This window comes from Mycobacterium sp. IS-2888 (assembly GCF_001954215.1).
Lineage (GTDB): Bacteria > Actinomycetota > Actinomycetes > Mycobacteriales > Mycobacteriaceae > Mycobacterium.
Map to the genome: position 1 here is coordinate 1 of NZ_MBET01000111.1, position 16,589 is coordinate 16,589.

General features: G+C 68.1%; 17 protein-coding genes and 1 pseudogene. 10 read left to right on the plus strand and 8 right to left on the minus strand.

What is annotated here, in order from left to right; translation table 11 throughout:
- A pseudogene (locus A5745_RS24845) lies at positions 1-338 on the plus strand (hypothetical protein); the annotation flags it as partial.
- A gap of 83 nt (positions 339-421) precedes the next feature.
- Here A5745_RS24845 and A5745_RS22620 read toward each other — a convergent pair.
- Both A5745_RS22620 and A5745_RS22625 read right to left on the minus strand, forming a co-directional pair.
- Positions 422-907: a hypothetical protein gene (locus tag A5745_RS22620; protein WP_076119069.1), complete on the minus strand. Its 486-nt coding sequence runs from the start codon at positions 905-907 to the stop codon at positions 422-424.
- Positions 907-1,476: a class I SAM-dependent methyltransferase gene (locus A5745_RS22625; RefSeq protein ID WP_076061962.1), complete on the minus strand. Its 570-nt coding sequence runs from the start codon at positions 1,474-1,476 to the stop codon at positions 907-909. Before A5745_RS22625 ends, A5745_RS22620 begins: the two co-directional genes overlap by 1 nt.
- A gap of 57 nt (positions 1,477-1,533) precedes the next feature.
- On the opposite strand from A5745_RS22625, the gene A5745_RS22630 reads away from it, so the two are divergent.
- Entirely contained in the window at positions 1,534-2,931 is a 1,398-nt protein-coding gene (locus A5745_RS22630) for a DNA polymerase IV (protein WP_175879870.1), read from the plus strand.
- On the opposite strand, the gene A5745_RS22635 is transcribed toward A5745_RS22630, so the two are convergent.
- On the minus strand, positions 2,896-3,840 hold the full coding sequence (locus A5745_RS22635; RefSeq protein ID WP_139329753.1) for an asparaginase: 945 nt from the start codon (positions 3,838-3,840) through the stop codon (positions 2,896-2,898). The two genes, A5745_RS22630 and A5745_RS22635, sit on opposite strands and share 36 nt — an antisense overlap.
- Before the next feature lie 30 nt (positions 3,841-3,870).
- Between A5745_RS22635 and lspA the strand changes: the two genes are divergently transcribed.
- Together lspA and A5745_RS22645 are read left to right on the plus strand one after the other, a co-directional pair.
- Positions 3,871-4,464 (plus strand): signal peptidase II, encoded by a 594-nt coding sequence (lspA, locus tag A5745_RS22640; protein ID WP_139329754.1) that lies wholly within the window; start codon positions 3,871-3,873, stop codon positions 4,462-4,464.
- Positions 4,464-5,393, plus strand: coding sequence for an RluA family pseudouridine synthase (locus A5745_RS22645; RefSeq protein WP_139329755.1), 930 nt, complete (start codon positions 4,464-4,466; stop codon positions 5,391-5,393). The genes lspA and A5745_RS22645 overlap by 1 nt, the downstream gene beginning before the upstream one ends.
- A 113-nt stretch (positions 5,394-5,506) precedes the next feature.
- Here A5745_RS22645 and A5745_RS22650 read toward each other — a convergent pair whose 3' ends face one another.
- The gene (locus A5745_RS22650) at positions 5,507-6,265 is read right to left on the minus strand and encodes a class I SAM-dependent methyltransferase (RefSeq protein WP_076119073.1); all 759 of its coding nucleotides are present in this window, start codon (positions 6,263-6,265) and stop codon (positions 5,507-5,509) included.
- 87 nt (positions 6,266-6,352) lie between these two features.
- Between A5745_RS22650 and A5745_RS24525 the strand changes: the two genes are divergently transcribed.
- The gene (locus A5745_RS24525; RefSeq protein WP_139329756.1) at positions 6,353-6,994 is read left to right on the plus strand and encodes a hypothetical protein; all 642 of its coding nucleotides are present in this window, start codon (positions 6,353-6,355) and stop codon (positions 6,992-6,994) included.
- 88 nt (positions 6,995-7,082) lie between these two features.
- Here A5745_RS24525 and A5745_RS22655 read toward each other — a convergent pair whose 3' ends face one another.
- Entirely contained in the window at positions 7,083-7,493 is a 411-nt protein-coding gene (locus A5745_RS22655) for a group 1 truncated hemoglobin (protein WP_076061956.1), read from the minus strand.
- A 175-nt stretch (positions 7,494-7,668) separates the two neighbouring features.
- Between A5745_RS22655 and A5745_RS22660 the strand changes: the two genes are divergently transcribed.
- The 4 genes from A5745_RS22660 to dnaE all read left to right on the plus strand — a co-directional run bounded on the left by A5745_RS22660 (position 7,669) and on the right by dnaE (position 13,756).
- Complete coding sequence (locus A5745_RS22660; protein ID WP_076119075.1) at positions 7,669-8,694, plus strand: SDR family NAD(P)-dependent oxidoreductase; 1,026 nt, start codon at positions 7,669-7,671, stop codon at positions 8,692-8,694.
- 4 nt (positions 8,695-8,698) lie between these two features.
- A complete protein-coding gene (locus A5745_RS22665; protein WP_076061953.1) occupies positions 8,699-9,502 on the plus strand; it encodes an SDR family oxidoreductase in 804 nt (267 codons plus the stop codon).
- 131 nt (positions 9,503-9,633) lie between these two features.
- Positions 9,634-10,065 (plus strand): SRPBCC family protein, encoded by a 432-nt coding sequence (locus A5745_RS22670; protein ID WP_076061952.1) that lies wholly within the window; start codon positions 9,634-9,636, stop codon positions 10,063-10,065.
- 145 nt (positions 10,066-10,210) lie between these two features.
- Entirely contained in the window at positions 10,211-13,756 is a 3,546-nt protein-coding gene (dnaE, locus tag A5745_RS22675; protein WP_076119077.1) for a DNA polymerase III subunit alpha, read from the plus strand.
- A gap of 22 nt (positions 13,757-13,778) precedes the next feature.
- Here the strand turns inward: dnaE and A5745_RS22680 are convergent, their stop codons facing one another.
- Both A5745_RS22680 and A5745_RS22685 read right to left on the minus strand, forming a co-directional pair.
- Positions 13,779-14,723, minus strand: a complete 945-nt coding sequence (locus A5745_RS22680; protein ID WP_076119079.1) for an MBL fold metallo-hydrolase — start codon at positions 14,721-14,723, stop codon at positions 13,779-13,781.
- Positions 14,720-15,163, minus strand: a complete 444-nt coding sequence (locus A5745_RS22685) for a PPOX class F420-dependent oxidoreductase (RefSeq protein WP_076119081.1) — start codon at positions 15,161-15,163, stop codon at positions 14,720-14,722. The genes A5745_RS22680 and A5745_RS22685 overlap by 4 nt, the downstream gene beginning before the upstream one ends.
- A gap of 60 nt (positions 15,164-15,223) precedes the next feature.
- Between A5745_RS22685 and A5745_RS22690 the strand changes: the two genes are divergently transcribed.
- Positions 15,224-15,622, plus strand: a complete 399-nt coding sequence (locus A5745_RS22690; protein WP_076119082.1) for a MerR family transcriptional regulator — start codon at positions 15,224-15,226, stop codon at positions 15,620-15,622.
- Here A5745_RS22690 and A5745_RS22695 read toward each other — a convergent pair.
- Complete coding sequence (locus A5745_RS22695) at positions 15,610-16,473, minus strand: class I SAM-dependent methyltransferase (protein ID WP_076119085.1); 864 nt, start codon at positions 16,471-16,473, stop codon at positions 15,610-15,612. The two genes, A5745_RS22690 and A5745_RS22695, sit on opposite strands and share 13 nt — an antisense overlap.
- Positions 16,474-16,589 lie beyond the last annotated feature (116 nt).

Consider the following 16,589-nt stretch of genomic DNA (forward strand, 5'->3'; position numbering starts at 1 on the left):
CGCCCCCGGTGATCGTGCCCATTCCCATCCCGGTGCCGGTGTATCCGGATAACCCCAGCGGTGGCAACTCCGGCAGCGGGCAGTCCGGTAGTGGCCAGTCGGGCAGCGGTCAGTCGGGTAGCGGCTCGGGTGGCAAGCCCAGCGGTGGCAACTCGGGAAGTGGCCAGTCCGGCAGTGGCCAGTCAGGCAGCGGCCAGTCAGGCAGCGGCCAGTCGGGTAGTGGTAATTCCGGCGGCGGCAAGCCGACCGGCCCCAAGCCGGGTGCCGGCATTCCGGTGCAATCGGCGCCAACGCAGTGCCTGGCCTGCCACCAACTGCCCCCGCAGAACAAGAAGTAGTAGTAGCGGTGAAGGCCGGACGGTATGGTCCGGCCTTCACCGTGCTCTATCCGCCTTCGGGGTCGATCGGCCGCATCAACTGATCACGAGCGCGAGCGCAGCGCGCGATGGGCATGCGCCCAAAACGGCATGCCCGCTGCGACCGTCGCGCCGGTGGCGATGACGCCGATCGCGACATCGACGCTCTCACGCCCTTCGGTCGCCCAGTAGACGTCCTTGAGGTCCAGCAGCAGGGCCAGCTCGTCGACGATCAGTGCGTTGGCCGAGCCAAAAGCGACCGCAGCCGCCGGGTGGCGGCGTTGCTTTTCCGTTCCGCGCAGCCCGAGGGCCGCCACCGTCGCCAGTAGCGCGATGCCGATGTTGTAGTGATGAAAGTGCTTGCCGCCCACGCTGACACCGCCGCCTGCGGGACCGTGGCCCGCGCGGATCCAGTGGGTGAGCGCTCGCACCCCGACGAAGGTGAGGGTGAACGACAACCACGCGAGAATCGTCGCCTGCTCGCCGGGTTCCAGCCGCTCGTCCCACTGGTGCCGCAGCCGAGCCAGTCGCGATGATGGCGCATTTTCCATCAGGCGGCCTTGACCGCGCGCCAGCGCTGCCTGCCGGTGCCGACCTTGACGTCCACGTCGCGAAAACCGGCGGCGCGCAAGCGATCCGGCAGCGTTTCCGGCGGAATCGGATTGCAGGTGTCGCGGAAATGCAGGATCGAAAATACCAACGACGGCACGCCGTCGCTGCCCGCGAAGACGCCGCCGGGCCGAAGCACCCGGAACGCCTCGGCGAACAACCGGTCCTGCAATTCCGCGGTAGGGACGTGATGCAGCATCGTGAACGACACCACCGAGCTGAACTCGTTGTCCGGCAAGCCCGTATCGGTGCCGTCGCCGTTGATGATGTGGGCCCGATCGCCGTAGAGCCGCTGCAGCCGCTGCGCCATCGGGGCATCGATCTCCACCGCGGTGAGCTTCGGTGTCTTGTCGACCAGCACCCGCAGGAATGCGCCGTATCCGGGTCCGATCTCCAGCGTGCTGTCGCCCAGTTCCACGTCGGCGAGCACGGTCGGCAACACGTGGGTTTCCACTTCCTTCGCCCAGCGATTCGAGCCGCAGCACCACCGGTGGCAGAGGTTCATGGCCATGTCACCGACGGTAGACCAACAGCGCCAATAGCATCGAGGGTTGTGGAGTCGCGCTGGGTGCTGCACCTGGACATGGACGCGTTCTTCGCCTCCGTCGAGCAACTCACCCGACCGACCCTGCGCACGCGGCCGGTGTTGGTCGGCGGCTTGGGCGGGCGTGGCGTGGTGGCCGGCGCCAGCTATGAGGCGCGAGTGTTCGGCGCCAGGTCGGCCATGCCGATGCATCAGGCCCGCCGGCTGATCGGCGTGACCGCCGTGGTGTTGCCGCCGCGCGGCGTGGTGTACGGGGTGGCCAGCCGGCGGGTCTTCGACGCCGTGCGCAGCATGGTGCCCGTCGTCGAGCAGCTGTCCGTCGACGAGGCCTTCGGCGAGCCGCCGCAGCTCGCCGGGGCGTCCGCCGACGACGTCGAGGCGTTCTGTGAGGACTTGCGGCGGCGGATTCGCGACGAGACGGGCCTGATCGCCTCGGTTGGCGCCGGCTCGGGCAAGCAGATCGCCAAGATCGCGTCCGGCCTCGCCAAACCCGACGGCGTCCGGGTGGTGCGGCGCGCCGAAGAACAACCGCTGCTCGGCGGGTTGCCGGTGCGGAGGCTGTGGGGCATCGGCCCGGTCGCCGAGGAGAAGCTGAATCGGCTCGGCATCGAAACAATCGGGCAGCTCGCCGCGCTGACCGACGCCGAGGTGGCCAACATCCTGGGCGCGACGGTCGGCCCGGCCCTGCACCGGCTGGCCCGCGGGATCGACGACCGCCCGGTCGCGGAGCGCGCCGAAGCGAAGCAGATCAGCTCCGAGTCCACCTTCGCGGTCGACCTGACCAGCCTCGAGCAGTTGCGCGACGCCATCGACCCGATCGCCGAGCACGCGCATCAACGCCTGCTGCGCGACGGCCGCGGCGCCCGCACGGTCACAGTGAAGCTGAAGAAGTCGGACATGAGCACGCTGACCCGCTCGGCGACATTGCCCTATGCGACCACCGAGGCCGGCGCGCTGATCGCGGTGGCCCGGCGGCTACTGCTCGATCCGCGCGACATCGGGCCGATTCGCCTTGTCGGCGTGGGGTTTTCGGGACTGAGTGACGTGCGCCAGGAATCGTTGTTCCCGGACCTGGAGCTGTCGGCGGAGATGTCCGAGGAGCACGCCGCGGAAGTTCCAGAGACGGCGACCGAGGCCATGTTCGCGCCGCCCGTTGAGACCTCGCGCTGGCGCATCGGTGACGACGTCGCCCACCGCGAGCTCGGGCACGGCTGGGTGCAGGGCGCGGGCCACGGAGTGGTCACGGTGCGGTTCGAGACCCGTGGCTCCGGGCCGGGCCAGGCCCGCACGTTCCCCGCCGACACCGACGAGCTCACCGCCGCCAACCCGGTCGACTCGCTGGACTGGCCGGACTACGTCGGCGCGCTGCAGGCCGCCAATGAGGTGTCAGCCCCAGCGGTCGACGACGTCGGCGACGGGTAGCCCGGCTGCCAGCGCGGCCATCAGCAACACCCGGGCCTGGGCGGGGCGCAGCCGCGGCACCATCACCGCGCCGGCCGCCACCAGGTCGTGCCCCGGGCCGTACCCCGCGCCGACCCGCCCGCCGGCGACCCGCGTGGACACCGCGACGACGACGCCCTCGCGGCAATGGCGGCGCACCCCGTCGACCACGGCGGCACCGGCGTTGCCCGAACCCAGCGCCTCCAGCACGACGGCGCGCGCCCCGGCTTCGACAAACGCGTCCAGCGCCACCGAATCACTGCCCAGGTACGCCGCGGCGATGTCGACCCGCGGCGCGTTGGCGGCACTCAGATCGCCGAGATACGGGCGCACCTTGTCGCCCGTCAACCCGATGTCACCCGAGCTGGTGCCGAGCACCCGGCCGGCGAAGCCGCTGAGGTCGGGGGTCGCCACCTTGTGCAGGCCCAACGGCTGCAACACCCGGCCGGCGAACGACACCAGCACGCCCAGGCCACGGGCGGCCGGGCTGGCCGCCAGCGCCAGCGCGTCACGCAGATTGCCCGGGCCGTCCGGGTCGGGGGCGTCGGCGCTGCGCATTGCGCCGGTCATCACGACCGGAACGGTGCCGTCGTAAGTGAGGTCCAGCCACAGCGCGGTCTCCTCGAGCGTGTCGGTGCCGTGCGTGATGACCACGCCGTCGGCGCCGCCGTCGACCCCTGCCCGCACCGCGGCGCGAATCCGATCCCAATCGGGCAGTGTCAGCTCCGAGCTGTCGACCGCCATCAGGTCGACGACGTCGACGTCCAGGCCGGAGGTCAGCGCCGCCCCGCTGTGGCTGGGACGGCGCACGCCGTCGGCGCCGGTACTGGTCGATATCGTGCCCCCGGTGGCGACGACGGTGAGGCGGCCCATGGTGGGATCATCCCGCATGCGTTATCTGCCTTAGGGGATGATGGGGAAGTGTCCGACGAACCAACAGGCGACATTGACAACAGCGTGGAGCCCGCGGCTGGCGAGCAGCACAGCCCACCGCGCCGGCTGCGCCTGCTGCTGACGGTCGCGGCGGTGGTCTTGGCGCTGGACATCGTGACCAAGGTGCTTGCCGTCAAGCTGCTGCCGCCGGGGCAACCCGTGTCGATCATCGGCGACACGGTGACGTGGACGTTGGTGCGCAACTCGGGGGCAGCGTTCTCCATGGCAACCGGCTACACCTGGCTCCTCACGCTGATCGCGACCGGCGTCGTGGTCGGCATCTTTTGGATGGGCCGGCGGCTGGTGTCGCCCTGGTGGGCGGTGGGCCTGGGGATGATCCTCGGCGGCGCGATGGGCAACCTCGTCGACCGCTTCTTCCGAGCGCCCGGGCCGCTGCGCGGACACGTGGTGGACTTCCTGTCCGTCGGCTGGTGGCCGGTGTTCAACGTGGCCGACCCGTCGGTGGTCGGTGGCGCGATCCTGCTCGTCGCTCTGTCGATTTTCGGCTTCGACTTCGACACTGTGGGTCGCCGCAAGGCCGATGGGGAGACCGGTAGCCGGGCCAAGGCCGACCGGCGCTGATGGCATCCGAGCGGTCGATGCCCGTTCCAGAAGGGCTGGCGGGCATGCGCGTCGATGCCGGGTTGGCGCGGCTGCTGGGACTGTCCCGCACCGCCGCGGCGGCCCTCGCCGAGGACGGCGGTGTCGAATTGGACGGCGTGCCGGCCGGGAAGTCCGACCGTCTGGCACCCGGCGCCTGGCTGCACGTGCGCCTGCCGGAGGCGCCGGCGCCGCCGGAGAACACGCCGGTCGACATCGAAGGCATGACGATTCTGTATTCCGACGACGACATCGTCGCCGTCGACAAGCCGGCCGCGGTGGCCGCGCACGCGTCGGTGGGCTGGACCGGGCCCACGGTGCTCGGCGGCCTGGCCGCCGCGGGTTACCGCATCACGACGTCGGGCGTGCCCGAGCGGCAGGGCATCGTGCATCGACTCGACGTCGGCACCTCCGGGGTGATGGTGGTGGCCATCTCCGAGCGCGCCTACACCGTGCTCAAGCGTGCGTTCAAACAACGCACCGTCGACAAGCGCTATCACGCACTGGTGCAGGGCCATCCGGATCCGTCCAGCGGGACGATCGACGCGCCGATCGGCCGGCACCGCGGCGGCGAGTGGAAGTTCGCCGTGACCAAGGACGGCCGGCACAGCCTCACCCACTACGACACCGTCGAAGCGTTCGTCGCCGCCAGCCTGCTCGACGTGCACCTGGAAACCGGTCGCACCCATCAGATCCGGGTGCATTTCGCCGCGCTGCATCACCCGTGCTGCGGCGACCTCGTCTACGGCGCCGATCCAAAGCTCGCGAAAAGGCTTGGGCTGGAACGTCAATGGCTGCATGCGCGGTCGCTGGCCTTCGCCCACCCGGCCGACGGCCGGCGGATGGAGATCGTCAGCCCGTATCCGCCGGATTTGCAGCACGCCCTGGATGTGTTGCGCGACGAGGGCTGAGCACCGCTCAAACGCACAACGGAATTCGCCGAGCCTGTAATTTTGCAGGCCCTGTCTCGCACTTCTTCTGCAGAATTACAGGCTCGGCGGGAATCGGTTCGGATACCCGAGTATCACTGCGCCTTGCGGGCCTCGACCAGGACCCGGGTGGGGTGGGCGACGAAGGCGCCCTCGGTTTCGATGAGCTCGTGCAGTTCCCGTAGCCGCTCGCGATAGCGGTCCACGCTGAAATCCGGCACCGTCCAAATCACCTTGCGCAGGAAGTAGACAACGGCGCCGATGTCGAAGAACTCGGCGCGCAGCCGTTCCATGCGCACCTCGACGACCTCCAGGCCCCCGGCTTGGATCTGGGCGCTGACGGCATCCGGGTGAAACTCGGCCCATTTCTCCGGCTGCGGTCCGATGAAGTACTCGACCAGCTCGCCCATCGTGGCGGGTCCGATGTGCTGCGCGAAGTAGCTGCCGCCGGGCCGCAGCACCCGCGCGATCTCCGTCCACCACACCGAGACGGGATGACGGCTAGTCACCAGGTCGAACGCTTCGTCGGCGAACGGCAACGGCGGCTCGTCGCGCTTCGCCACGACCACCACGCCGAGCGGATGCAGCAGTTTGGTCGCCAGCGCGGCGTTCGGCGGCCACGTCTCGATGGCGGCCATCGTCGGCGGGAATGGCCTCGCGCCGGCCAGCACCTCCCCGCCGCCGGTGTGAATGTCCAGCGCGGCCGAGACGGTCGCCAAGCGGTGGCTCAGCAGACGTTGATAGCCCCAGGACGGTCGTTCCTCGGTCGCGCGGCCGTCGAGCCACGAGAAATCCCAACCGTCGACCGATACCGAATCGGCTTCGGCCACCAGGTCGTCGAATGTGCGAGACATGCAAGGAATTCTCGCCACAAACGGCCCGCCCCGTCGATAGTCGGTGAGATTGCCGCCAGGGTCGTGCCCCACGGCGCAATCACAGCCATGACGGCAATCTCGCTGTGCTCGAGCGTTGACCGCGATCGTTTTGCGGTGAAATTCGTGGTGCCATACTTCTTGCCGTACTCGAAGGACGCAGAAGGGCATGTGATGACGCAGCCGCCGGACCACTCCGAGACAAGCTCGGCACAGGAGATAACCCGGAAAGCTGGCAGAACAAGAAGCGAAGTTATACGGGGTGTTCCCACCCGCGTTCACATTTTCGGCATTCCCACTCGACGCCTGACAACTAAAGAACGGGTAGAGCAGCTGTTACTTTGCGAAGCCGAAAACGAGTACTTACAAACAGGGAACACAGCGTCCCTCGTGTCGCTCCGGGATACCCTAGGCGCAGGTCGGCCTATTACCAACCGGGGCTGGGGCCTATTCAGTACCTTCTCAGACATAGTGCCGGAAAATGCGACCGCCGACGATGTTGAACGCTTGTATGAAGTGCGACGGAAAGTTCAGGAGGCGCGCGGGCGCGGGTTCGTCATAGTGATCATTGTGGCGGCTCTGGTGGTCGCACCACTCGTCGGCATGCTGGTCCATCTGACGCCCGCCGATTTCTCCGCACTGATGGCACCGATTACCGGAATAGCGGGCACGGTCATCGGCTACTGGTTTGGCAACCGTGGTGGAGATTGATCGATAGCGGGGGCGTATCACGCCATTCCGCGCGTAACACGATGCGCCGAAGGGGACCAGGCGATCAACCCTGCCGTGGCGGCGGCCCCTAGACCTTGGCGGCGGTGCTCTCCCCGGACGCGATCTCGGGAGCCAACGGCGCGACGGCACCGAGTATCTCGGTCACCGTCGAAGAGGGCACTCCGGCGGCGGTCAGCGCGTCGGCCAGGTGGCCGGCCACCAGACCGAAGTGATACATGGTGATTCCACGGCCCCGGTGCACCTCTTTCATCGGTGCACCCGTGTAGGGCTCGGGCCCGCCGAGGGCGGCGGCGAAGAACTCGACCTGCTTGCCTTTGAGGCGGTTCATGTTCGATCCGGCGAAGAAGCCCGACAGTTGAGCATCGGCAAGCACCCGAACGTAGAAGTCCTCGACCACGACTTCGATCGCCTCGTGCCCGCCGATCCGGTCGTAGATGGTCGCCGGCTCGGGCTCGCGGAAGCGCGCCAGTAATCTCATGTCACTAGGGGATCATCGCGGCGTTGCCCGTCAGTTAGTGCGCGATCACACTCGGATTACTCGCTGTAACAAGCGGATTGCCCCTATCTCCGGTGCGCTTGCCCGCAATCTGCAGCCAATCGCCGAGCTATGTCCTAGGTTGGCTTTATGGCCTACGTCACAGGAGCGACGCCCGATGAATCTCGGTGACCTGACGAACCTGGTGGAAAAGCCGTTCGCGGCCGTCTCCAACATCATCAACACCCCCAACTCCGCCGGGCGATATCGGCCCTTCTATTTGCGCAATCTGCTCGACGCGGTGCAGGGCCGCACGCTCGAGGACGCCGTCGACGGCAAGACCATCCTCATCACCGGGGGATCGTCGGGCATCGGTGCGGCCGCCGCCAAGAAGATCGCGGAAGCGGGCGGGGTCGTCGCGCTGGTCGCCCGCACGATGGAAAACCTGGAGAAGGTGGCCGACGAGATCCGCGGCGACGGCGGAACCGCCCATGTGTACTCATGCGACCTGACCGACATGGACGCCATCGCCGGGATGGCCGACCGCGTGCTCGACGAGCTGGGCGGCGTCGACATCCTGATCAACAACGCGGGCCGCTCCATCCGGCGCTCGCTGGAACTGTCCTACGACCGCATCCACGACTACCAGCGGACCATGCAGCTCAACTACCTCGGCGCGGTCCAGCTCATCCTCAAGTTCATTCCCGGCATGCGCGAGCGCGGCTTCGGGCAGATCATCAACGTGTCCTCGGTCGGTGTGCAGACGCGGGCCCCGCGCTTCGGCGCCTACATCGCGAGCAAGGCGGCGCTGGACAGCCTGTGCGACGCGCTGCAGGCCGAGGTCGTCAACGACGACATCAAGTTCACGACCGTGCACATGGCGCTGGTGCGCACGCCGATGATCAGCCCCACCAAGATGTACGACAAGTTCCCCGCGCTAACACCGGATCAGGCCGCCGGCGTGATCACCGACGCCATCGTGCACCGGCCGCGGCGCGCCAGCTCACCCTTCGGGCAGTTCGCCGCCCTCGCCGACGCGGTGAACCCGGCCGTCATGGACCTGGTCCGCAACCGCGCCTTCGGCATGTTCGAAGACTCCGACGCCGCCAAGGGTAGCGAATCTGCAACCGACACAAAGGATTCGAAGCAACTCGACAAACGCAGCGAGACGTTCGTGCGGGCGACGCGCGGGATCCATTGGTGACACCATGAGCCTTCCGAAACCCGACACCGACACCACCGTCGTCATCACCGGCGCGTCCTCCGGCATCGGCGCCGAGCTGGCCCGCGGCCTGGCCCGCCGCGGCTTTCCGCTGTTGCTGGTCGCACGCCGCCGCGAGCGGCTCGACGAACTCGCCAACGAGGTGGGCGCGGAGTACTCGGTCGCCGTCGAGGTGCTGCCGCTGGACCTCAGCGATGCCAAAGCCCGCACCAAATTGGCGAACCGGCTGAGCAGCGAGCCGATCGCCGGCCTGTGCAACAGCGCCGGTTTCGGCACCAGCGGCGTCTTCTACACGTTGCCGCTCGAACGGGAGAGCGAGGAGGTCACGCTCAATTCGCTGGCGTTGATGGAGCTCACCCACGCCGTCCTGCCCGGCATGGTCGACCGCGGGGCCGGGGCGGTGCTGAACATCGCGTCGATCGCCGGGTTCCAGCCGATGCCCTACATGGCGGTGTATTCGGCCACCAAGGCGTTCGTGCAGACGTTCTCCGAAGCCATCCACGAGGAGCTGCACGGTTCGGGGGTGTCGGTCACGGTGCTGTGCCCCGGCCCCGTTCCCACCGAGTGGGCCGAGATCGCCAATGCCGAACGCTTCAGCCTTTCCATTGCGCAGGTCTCACCCCCCGACGTCGCCGAGGCCGCGATCGGCGGGATGCTCGCGGGCCGGCGCAGCGTAGTGCCCGGCGTGGTGCCCAAGGTGGTCAGCACCAGCGGCCGATTCGCGCCGCGCAGCCTGCTGCTGCCCGCGATCCGCATCGGCAACCGTTTTCGCGGGGGGCCCAGCCGCTGATGGCCGCTTCCTAGGCCACGAGTGTGCGTCCCGGGCGCCCGGTGCGCACACCGAAAGCCCTGAGCGCACACCGAAAGCCCTGAGCGCACACCGTCGCATCCGCGGGGCTCGGCTCGGGCTAGGTTTGCTTCATGGCCGCCGTTGACATGACCGCCGACATGCCGATGAGCCCGCAGGATATGTGGGATCACGTATCGGACCTCTCGGACTTGGGCGAGTGGCTCGTCATGCACGAGGGCTGGCGCAGCGAGCTGCCCGACGAGATCGCCGAGGGCACCCAGATCGTCGGCGTGGCGCGGGCCAAGGGCATGCGCAACCGGGTGACCTGGACGGTGACGAAATGGGACCCGCCCCACGAGGTCGCGATGTCCGGTGCGGGCAAGGGCGGGACGAAATACGGCGTCACCCTCACGGTGCGGCCCACCAAGGACGGTTCCACCCTGGGCTTGCGTCTTGAGCTGGGCGGACGTCCGCTCTTCGGTCCGGTGGGTTCGGCCGCGGCCCGCGCCGTCAAGGGCGACGTGCAGAAGTCGTTGCAGCTGTTCGTCGAGAAGTATGGGTGACGGCCGGCGCCGACACGCTAACCGCGCCGCTCCGGTACGAAATCACGCCGGCGAGGCATCCTGGACGGGTAGCCAGAAACCTCTTGAGACACACTTCCCCGACACGCCCGGATGCGTCGGTGCTCGGTCATAGACTGGCGTCCCTATGAGCGGTTCATCTTCGCGGTCCTTCGTGCACCTGCATAACCACACCGAGTACTCGATGCTGGACGGTGCCGCGAAGATCACGCCGATGCTGGCCGAGGCGGAACGGCTGGGAATGCCCGCGATCGGCATGACCGATCACGGAAACATGTTCGGCGCCAGCGAGTTCTACAACGCGGCGACGGCGGCCGGGATCAAGCCGATCATCGGCGTCGAGGCCTACATCGCGCCGGGTTCACGCTTCGACACCCGCCGGGTCACCTGGGGTGACCCCAGCCAAAAGTCCGACGACGTCTCCGGCAGCGGCTCGTATACGCACCTGACGATGGTGGCCGAGAACGCGACGGGCCTGCGCAACCTTTTCAAGCTGTCCTCGCTGGCCTCCTTCGAGGGCCAGCTGAGCAAGTGGTCGCGGATGGATGCCGAGCTGATCGCCGAGCACGCCGAGGGCATCATCATCACCACCGGCTGCCCGTCCGGGGAGGTGCAGACCCGGCTGCGGCTGGGGCAGGACCGCGAGGCGCTGGAGGCGGCCGCCCGGTGGCGCGAGATCGTCGGGCCCGACAACTACTTCCTCGAGCTGATGGACCACGGTCTGGAGATCGAGCGCCGGGTGCGCGACGGGTTGCTCGAAATCGGCCGCACACTGGGCATCCCGCCGCTGGCCACCAACGACTGCCACTACGTCACCCGCGACGCCGCGCACAACCACGAGGCGTTGCTGTGCGTGCAGACCGGCAAGACGCTGTCGGATCCCAACCGGTTCAAATTCGACGGCGACGGCTACTACCTGAAGTCGGCCGCCGAGATGCGCCAGATCTGGGACGACCAGGTGCCCGGCGCGTGTGACTCCACGCTGCTGATCGCCGAGCGGGTGCAGTCCTACGCCGACGTGTGGGCTCCGCGCGACCGGATGCCGGTCTTCCCGGTTCCCGAGGGACACGACCAAGCCTCCTGGCTGCGGCACGAGGTGGACGCCGGGCTGGCCCGTCGGTTTCCCTCGGGCGCTCCGGACGGTTACGAACAGCGGGCGGCCTACGAGATCGGCGTCATCTGCGACAAGGGTTTCCCGTCGTACTTCCTGATCGTCGCCGACCTGATCAACTACGCGCGGTCGGTGGGCATCCGCGTGGGCCCGGGCCGCGGCTCGGCCGCCGGATCGCTGGTCGCCTACGCCCTGGGCATCACCGACATCGACCCGATCCCGCACGGGCTGCTGTTCGAGCGGTTCCTCAACCCCGAACGCACGTCGATGCCCGACATCGACATCGACTTCGACGACCGTCGCCGCGGCGAGATGGTGCGCTACGCCGCCGACAAATGGGGCTCCGACCGCGTCGCCCAGGTCATCACGTTCGGCACCATCAAAACCAAAGCGGCGCTGAAGGATTCGGCGCGTATCCACTACGGCCAGCCCGGCTTCGCGATCGCCGACCGGATCACCAAGGCGCTGCCGCCGGCGATCATGGCCAAGGACATTCCGCTGTCGGGCATCACCGACCCCAACCACGAGCGGTACAAGGAGGCCGCCGAGGTCCGCGGGCTGATCGAAACCGACCCGGACGTGCGCACCATCTACCAGACCGCCCGCGGTCTGGAGGGCCTGATCCGCAACGCCGGCGTGCACGCCTGCGCGGTGATCATGAGCAGCGAGCCGCTGACCGATGCCATCCCGCTGTGGAAGCGGCCGCAGGACGGGGCCATCATCACCGGCTGGGACTACCCGTCGTGCGAGGCCATCGGGCTGCTGAAGATGGACTTCCTGGGCCTGCGCAACCTGACGATCATCGGCGACGCGATCGAGAACATCAAGGCCAACAAGGGAATTGACCTCGATCTGGAATCGGTGCCGCTGGATGACAAGGCCACCTACGAGCTGCTCGGCCGCGGCGAGACCCTGGGTGTGTTCCAGCTCGACGGCGGGCCGATGCGCGACCTGCTGCGCCGCATGCAACCGACCGGGTTCGAAGACGTCGTCGCCGTCATCGCGCTGTACCGGCCGGGGCCCATGGGCCAGAACGCGCACAACGACTACGCCGACCGCAAGAACGGCCGCCAGGCGATCCGGCCCATTCACCCGGAGCTGGCCGAACCGCTCGAAGAGATCCTGGCCGAGACCTACGGCCTGATCGTCTACCAAGAGCAGATCATGCGCATCGCGCAGAAGGTTGCCGGCTACTCGCTGGCCCGAGCCGACATTCTGCGCAAGGCAATGGGTAAGAAGAAGCGCGAGGTGCTCGACAAGGAGTACGAGGGCTTCGCGGCGGGGATGCAGTCAAACGGGTTCTCCGCGGGTGCCATTAAAGCGTTGTGGGACACCATCCTTCCGTTCGCCGACTACGCGTTCAACAAGTCCCACGCCGCGGGCTACGGCATGGTCTCGTATTGGACCGCCTACCTCAAGGCCAACTATCCCGCCGAATACATGGCCGGCCTGCTGACCTCGGTGGGCGACGACAAGGACAAGGCGGCCGTGTACCTGGCGGACTGCCGCAAGCTCGGGATCACGGTGTTGCCGCCCGACGTCAACGAGTCCGGCCTGAACTTCGCGTCGGTGGGCCAAGACATTCGCTACGGGTTGGGCGCGGTGCGCAACGTCGGCGCCAACGTCGTGACGTCGTTGATCAGCACCCGATCCGACAAGGGCAAGTTCACCGATTTCTCGGATTACCTGAACAAGATCGACATTTCGGCGTGCAACAAGAAGGTGACCGAGTCGCTGATCAAGGCCGGCGCGTTCGATTCGCTGGGCCACGCCCGCAAGGGCCTTTTCCTGGTCCACACCGACGCCGTCGACTCGGTGCTGGGCACCAAGAAGGCCGAGGCGATGGGGCAGTTCGACCTCTTCGGCGGGGGCGATGCCGGCACCACGGACGCGGTGTTCACCATCAAGGTGCCCGACGACGAGTGGGAGGACAAGCACAAGCTGGCCCTGGAACGCGAGATGCTGGGGCTGTACGTGTCCGGGCATCCGCTCAACCGGGTGGCGCACCTGCTGGCCACGCAGGTCGACACCGCCATCCCGGCGATCCTGGACGGCGACATCCCCAACGAAACCCAGGTGCGGGTGGGCGGCATCCTCGCCTCGGTGAACCGGCGGGTCAACAAGAACGGAATGCCCTGGGCGTCAGCGCAATTGGAGGACCTCACCGGTGGCATCGAGGTGATGTTCTTCCCGCACGCGTATTCGGCCTACGGCGGCGACATCGTCGACGACGCGGTGGTGCTGGTCAACGCCAAGGTCGCGATCCGCGACGACCGGATCGCGCTGATCGCCAACGACCTTGTGGTGCCCGACTTTTCGAATGCCCAGCCGGACCGGCCGCTGGCGGTCAGCCTGCCCACCCGGCAGTGCACGCTGGACAAGGTGAGCGCGCTCAAGCAGGTGCTGGCCCGGCATCCCGGGACCTCGCAGGTGCATCTGCGGCTCATCAGCGGGGATCGCATCACCACGCTCGAGCTCGACGCCTCGCTGCGCGTAACGCCCTCGCCGGCGCTGATGGGCGACCTCAAAGAGCTGCTCGGCCCGGGCTGCCTCGGCGGCTAGACGTTCAGGGCGCGCTCGACGACTAGCCGGACAGCTGCAGCGCCGCTTGGTGATCGTGGGTGGGGATGATCCGCACCGTGTGGCGTGCGAGATGAAGTCGCTGCAGCGTTCGGAAGGTCTGCTCACGGTCCTCATCCACCAAAACGCCCGGGTAGCTTGACTTTTGCCGGACCTTCTCGATCTGCAGGTGGTGCCACGCCGCGTCGCCGGCGATCAGGATCCATCCCCGCCCGGTGTGTACGAGCACCCCGACGCTGCCCGGCGTATGCCCGGCCAGGTCCACCAGGATGACCGAATGGTCCCCGAACAGGTCGCGGCTTCTGGTGAAGGTCAGCACCGGCGGACCGTCCAGCTCGTATTCGATGACGGGCCGATCGCGCAGCGAGTCGCGGACGCCGCCGACGGGGGCGACGGGCCCGGAACCGATCCACTCCTTCTCGACGCGGTGCAGGTGGACCGGCAGGTCGGGCATGTCCAGCAGACCCGACACGTGGTCCCAGTGGCCGTGCGTGGGCAACGCGAAATCCAGTCGAGGCGTTTCGGGCAGCCCGCGCAAGGCCGTGATCGTGGGGATGGTGTCCGCGGGCGGGCGGACCACGGCGCGCAGCACCGCGGGAAGCTGGGCGATCGCCCGGTGCTCGACGTCGAGGCACACCGCGGGATCGACGATGAACGTCGCCTCCGGATGCGCGACGACGAACGATGTCAGCGAGTTCTCGATGCGGGCGGGCTTGAACGTGCCCTCGACGATCGCGGCGGTTGGCACCGAACGCGGCACTTGCGGCAGCGCCCGCACGCTCACGGTGCCCCGGGGATCCGGCAGGCCCGCGTCGACGACGCCGCGGACGAAGCGCTGATCGAGTCGCCGCGGCCGCAGCAGGCCACGGACGAGTCCGGCTGCGGCGGTGCAGCATTGGAGAACGCTGGGGGAGCGGACGGGGTCGGGCACCAGTGTCGTGGGTGTCATGCCGGATCCACCCGAACGATGGCGCTGTCCGCCCACACCCCGCGGTCACGCGCGCGGCGCAGTTTCTCGCGCAGGCACAGGTCCTGGTGGACGTTCGTGACTCCGGGCACCTTGATCAGCGGCACGATGTTCCACTGCCAGCCATACCGCTGGTGCAGCGCCCGGTTGGCCCGCTCGGCGTCGGCGCCCGACAGGATGGTGGCCCGGCCCGCGACCGTCGTCGCGCCGCGGCGCACCCGGCCCCGGTAGTCGCACGCGGCGAGTTCGACCTCGCGGCGCGCGGCCAGCCGCTTGGTCTTCGGGCCGACCTTGGTCCGGAATACCAGCGCATCGCCGTCGAACCCGAACCAGATCGGGGTGTCCACGGGGGTGCCGTCGCGGCGAAACGATCGGAGCAGGGCGTAGCGGGTGGCGCCCAGTTCTGCGAGTGGGTGAGTCATGGACCGAGTCAACAACTTAGAGTTGACTCTAAGTCAAGCATGGAATTCTCGGGAGGGCCGATGGGCGGACGCCTGACGATCGGCGAGGTCGCGCGCCAGGCCGGGGTCGCCGCGACCACGCTGCGTTACTACGAGCGGATCGGGCTGGTGCCGGCGCCGACGCGGCTGGGCGGTCAGCGCCGCTACGACGACACGGTGTTGGCCCGGCTCGAGGTGATCGGGCTCTGCAAGTCCGCCGGGTTTGCTCTCGAGGAGATCCAGGTGCTGTTCGCCGATGACGCCCCGGGACGCCCCGCCAGCCGCGCGCTGGCCGAGGCCAAGCTCGCCGAAATCGATGCGCAGATGGCGTCGCTGGCCCGGGCGCGCGCCGTCATCGAATGGGGAATGCGCTGTACGTGCCCGTCGATCGACGCCTGCACGTGCGGCATTCACAGCCCGCTGGAGACTCAGAACTTGTAGCGCAGGATGCGGGCCTTGCGGGCGAACGCCGCGAACTTGCCGGATACCTTGGTAGCCAACCGAATCCAGCCCGGAAAGACGTCGACCTCGGGCGCGTGTGCCAGGCTGGCCTCTTCGACCAGTGTCAGCCGTGGATTCCATATTTGTGGCACCCGGGCGTCCTTGAACCCCGGATAACCCCACTGGGCGCCGACGCTGCTGAACATCTGCTGCGGGGCCAGCTTGACCGCCAGCCGGCTGAACCAGCCGATGCGCCCGTAGTCGTTGAAGGCCAGTTCCCCGGACGCGAAGTGCTCGGTGACGCGGCGAAAGACACCGGCGATCACCGGCTCGGACAGGAACGCGAACAGTCCGTCGGCGATCACCATGGTGGGCCGCCCGCCCGGGATGGCGTTGGGCCAGCTGTCGTCGGCCACCGATGCGGTGACCGAGTGGGCCCGCTGGTGGGTCGGCATCAGCCGGTCACGCAGCGCGATGACGCCCGCCAGGTCGACGCTGTACCAGTCCACCGCGGCCGGCGGGTCCACCCGGAACAGGCCCGTGTCCAAACCCGCGCCGAGGTCCACCACGACGGCGTTGGGGTGCGCGGCGGTGAAGGCTCGCACCCGGTCGTCGAGCATCTTCGCGCGCAGGGACGCCTGGCATACCACGCTCATGGGCACGCCGAGCCCCTCGAAGTCGTAGTCGATCCTTCTGACGATGTCGTCGGCGAGCTCGTCGTGCAGGATCGATCGCGGCCTCCGGCCGTGCCGCGGCCATCGGTTGTCGAGCGCCCGCGCGTACTGGGTCAGCAATGCGGTCTGCTCCAGCGGGGAGAGGTCGCTGACGTCAACGCCTCGATCGGGCCGCATGAACGACAACGTACTAGGTGCCCCTGACCGGCGACGTTGGCGCGCCGGAGAAATCAAGCAACCTATTCCGCGCCCGGCGATCGCGGACGTACGCTCACGAAGGGCAGCGCCGACGC